Source organism: Vibrio sp. 1S139, assembly GCF_041439475.1.
Lineage (GTDB): Bacteria > Pseudomonadota > Gammaproteobacteria > Enterobacterales > Vibrionaceae > Vibrio > Vibrio crassostreae_C.
Genome location: NZ_JBGOOD010000126.1, coordinates 1 through 3894, shown reverse-complemented (window position 1 = coordinate 3894; position 3894 = coordinate 1). Strand labels below are relative to the sequence as shown.

At 43.5% G+C, this 3894-nt stretch carries 2 protein-coding genes and 1 pseudogene; 1 reads left to right on the top strand and 2 read right to left on the bottom strand.

What is annotated here, in order from left to right:
- Positions 1 to 329 precede the first annotated feature (329 nt).
- A complete protein-coding gene (locus tag ACED46_RS21460; RefSeq protein ID WP_371722408.1) occupies positions 330 to 1712 on the top strand; it encodes an MATE family efflux transporter in 1383 nt (460 codons plus the stop codon).
- A 97-nt stretch (positions 1713 to 1809) separates the two neighbouring features.
- Here ACED46_RS21460 and ACED46_RS21455 read toward each other — a convergent pair whose 3' ends face one another.
- Together ACED46_RS21455 and ACED46_RS21450 are read right to left on the bottom strand one after the other, a co-directional pair.
- Complete coding sequence (locus ACED46_RS21455) at positions 1810 to 2373, bottom strand: type II secretion system protein (protein WP_371722407.1); 564 nt, start codon at positions 2371 to 2373, stop codon at positions 1810 to 1812.
- A 413-nt stretch (positions 2374 to 2786) separates the two neighbouring features.
- Positions 2787 to 3641: pseudogene (locus tag ACED46_RS21450) on the bottom strand (DUF1254 domain-containing protein); the annotation flags it as partial.
- Between the last annotated feature and the right edge of the window lie 253 nt (positions 3642 to 3894).

Below are 3894 nucleotides of genomic sequence, written 5' to 3'. Positions count from 1 at the left end.
AAGAGTATGGTTCGCACTCGTTTTACTCTGCCGCGTAGCGGCTTCGTTCAACAATCATTTATACCGCTAGCTTAGTGATTAGCGTGGTAAATATAGAATTTATCGGTCGAGTATGATTCCCAATAAATCATTAACTTACGTGCGTTGGCGCTGTGTTTTGACCTTCAGAACCTATCCGAATATCAAAGCAAGTTAAACTCTATAAATCCAATGCTTGACCCTATACGGTAAGGTGTTTATATTGTCGCCCGCCCAACGGGGCACATCCTAAAATGCACACCGGCCATCCTGCCATCATTCGTGTATTTATATTGGTGTTGTGAACTTCCATGCTAACGAAACTTCGTCCTTTTACTCGTGAATCGGGTGCGCTTATGCATCTTTCGATTCCAATCATTTTGACTCAAATAGCTACCCAAGCGATGGGATTTGTCGATACGACAATGGCTGGCCAAGTAAGTCCTGCCGAGCTTGCCGCTATTGCGCTCGGCACCAGCCTTTGGATTCCTGTATTACTGCTACTACGTGGCGTGATTATGGCTTTAACGCCTGTAGTCGCTTACCACCGCGGCGCACGTGATTTCCAAAGTATCTCTGTTGAATTCTTCCAAATGGTTTGGTTGGCATTAATTGCTAGCGTATTACTCATCGCTTACTTAGTGAGTGCGAAACCGATCTTAGAATGGATTGGGGTTGCCGCTGAGATCATTCCCATTGGTAGCGACTATGCTTTTGCCCTGGCCTTTGGTGTTCCGGGTATTGCCCTGTTTTATACCTTGAATGGCTTCTGTGAAGGTATGAACAACACCAAAGTGCCAATGATCATTTCTGTGGTTGGTTTGTTGGTAAATATTCCGGTCAACTACGTGCTTATCTACGGTAAGTTTGGCTTCCCTGAAATGGGCGCTGTAGGTTGTGGTTGGGCGACAAGCTTGGTGTACTGGTTAATGTCGGGAATGTTGTATTCCTACATTAAAGGTCATCACCATTACAAGACCATCATCAACTTTTCAGATGCGAAGCCAAAAGCAAAAGAGATGCTTCACCTTCTAAGGTTAGGTTTACCTATCGGGATGAACATCGCGGTGTGTGGCAGTATCATTGCGGTTATCGCATTGATGATCGGCCGTATTGGTGCCGAGAATGTGGCAGCGGCGCAAATCGCTCTCAATATATCGAGCCTAACTTATGTGATCCCGATGAGTATCTCGTTTGGCATTACGATTCGTGTTGGGCACGCTCTAGGTGAAAAAGATGAACTTGGCGCGATTGAGCGCAGTAAAGTCGGTATTTTGGTGGCAGCATTAATCTCGTTGCTTTCGGTAGCGATGTTCCTACTGTTCCCTGAATTAATCATTAGGCTTTACACCACTGACCCAGTAATCAGTGCAACAGCGGCAGTGTTATTGACCTTTACCGCTATGTACCAATTCAGTGATGCTCTGCAAACCTCTGCAAATGGTGCTCTGCGTGGCTATAAAGATACCAAGATCCCGATGATCTTAGCTATCGCTTCATACTGGGGCTTAGCGTTACCACTGGGTATGGTGTTGGGCTTAACAGACCACATTGTTCCAGCAATGGGTGAAGAAGGCTTCTGGATTGGTATTCTGACGGGATTAAGCGTATCAGCTGCGTTGATGTTGCTTCGCTTGCGATACGTAATTAAGAAGCGTGACTTGCCACCAGCAAGTACTCCATTGTTAAACTAAGATAGACCTATAAGCTAATACAAAAAAGCGCGTTATTGCTACTCGGCAATAACGCGCTTTTTTATTAAATTTCTATAAACCAGATAATGTCCTTGGTTTAACACTCATCGTTCATTACCCGAACTGTACACTCACAACCATCTACTGGACATGTGTCTCCACTTGTCCTGCCGCCAAAAGAGTCATAAAGAACATAACAACCTGAAGGTAAGGCATCATCAGTTATGTTATTGCTGTTAAGGTCAGCTTGACTAAATGGCTGAGTATATCCCACTACCGTGTGTCTGTTACCTAATTCAGAGATGATGCTGTCATCATCCGAAAAAGTTAGGAAATCGAGCATATTTAACGCATCTCCTGATTCACCTTCACTTTCAGGACAAAGTGTGCCCCAGTCGACTTCAACTCTACCGATACCAAAATCGATTACGTAGTTGCTCTGATCACCTGGGTTTGTTGCGTCAGGATCAAGCCCTGCGATAATAGCTTTAGAAGTCACTTGCGTGATCACGCCTTCCATCGCACCCGCAACACCTTCAAGTACCGTTTCTCTCGCTGATTCCTGAATACCAAGGAATCTTGGAGCAGCCGTTACCGCTAATACTCCGAGTATCACGATCACGATGATTAATTCCATTAAAGTAAATCCGTTTTTCTTCATGACATCCGCATCTTTTGATAACTTAAATATTCAATAACCCAATGAATTACCTATAACTATACACCTCAAATAGGACTCATAACACTCCACGGCTATCGCTTTTTATAACGCTGGTTGTGGTATTTGTTCCCTTTAGAGGCTGAAAAGATAACTGGAAGCGTTATCACATAAGGTGTCAGCGGGTTTAAATTCGATCAAATGCGTGGTGCAACTGAAAGTATCGATGGAAGAAGGTTTAATTGATTTATTTGAACTGAGGCTCGCTGCGTATAATCAAAGTTAGACCATTTTTGAGTCGCCCTTTGTGTTTCTACACTTAAGAAAGCAAGAAATGAAATAGAATCCATAAAAAAGCGCGTTATTGCCATTTGGTAATAACGCGCATCTATAATCGTTGTACGACTATCGCAACATTAGTTCACTGCTTTCACGTAAGGAAGCACTCGGAATCCATCACGTACTTTTTGGCTTGGAATGTAATGACGGAAAGCTAAGTTAAACACACCAGAATCGTTTTCTGTTTTGATGTTGTTTACTGCATCATCACCACAACCAAAGCTTACGGTGTAAGTGCCGTCTGCATTTTTCTCAGCCGTGTTTGAGCTTACGTTCGCCACTTCACCAAACATGAAACCTTGCTTGTTGTAGACCGTTACCGACCAAAACGCTTGGTTCTTAGGATCATCAAAGGTTGCCTGATGACAAGTGTCTGCTGGGAAGTTACCAGAGACTTCGTAAATATTGTCATCTAACTGCGCGCCACCCCAACCGATAGCCGCACCCACTGCGTACTTCTCTTTGGTAAACATCTCTTTTGAAGCATCTTCAGGGCTGGTAAACATACCAAACGTCGCCTGAGCACCATCGCGTTTCAGTAGTTTCGGCATTTCCATTTTAAGGTTTTTCTCTACCTCATCGAATGATTTCTCATCCACTTGCATTGCCATAAATTTGCCGTCTGCTTTTGCATCAATGCTCATCTGATCTTGGATTTTATGAACTTCATCTTTGGTGAACGTCGCATCAGTACGAACGATGACATACACGTGGTCTCCACTATGAGTAGAAAGATCAAACGTACCAGAACCGTATTGCATTGGCTGAATGCGGTGGTCTTCTGTAATCACTTCCATCGACATGTATTTGCCTTCAGGAATCTCAGGTAACGTGACGGTCGCCCCCTTTGATACATTAATTACTGCCATTGAGTAGTAGGTGTCTCGGTTCATTCGAACCACATCCTGTTCATCTGTTGGCGTTAGCTCGCGTTACGTTCCTCTCTTTGATTAAAACACTTAACGACACCAATAAGTTTAGATCCAGCCGAGAAAGCTGTTGTTCGATAGTCATCATAAGACATGCATCTGAGTAATATCACTCGTTAAATAATTGCACCATTGTGACTAACAAACAAGTCTCTGTTTAAACGATGGCATTTATATCCAACTAAAAAGGCGAACCCATCGGTTCAATGCCGTTCGGATAAGCATTACTGTTTGAATCTAAACGGATATTTAGCTG

Coding starts and splice junctions, on each gene's coding strand:
- ACED46_RS21455 (WP_371722407.1), bottom strand. CDS start 2,373: ATGAAGAAAAACGGATTTACTTTAATGGAATTAATCATCGTGATCGTG.
- ACED46_RS21460 (WP_371722408.1), top strand. CDS start 330: ATGCTAACGAAACTTCGTCCTTTTACTCGTGAATCGGGTGCGCTTATG.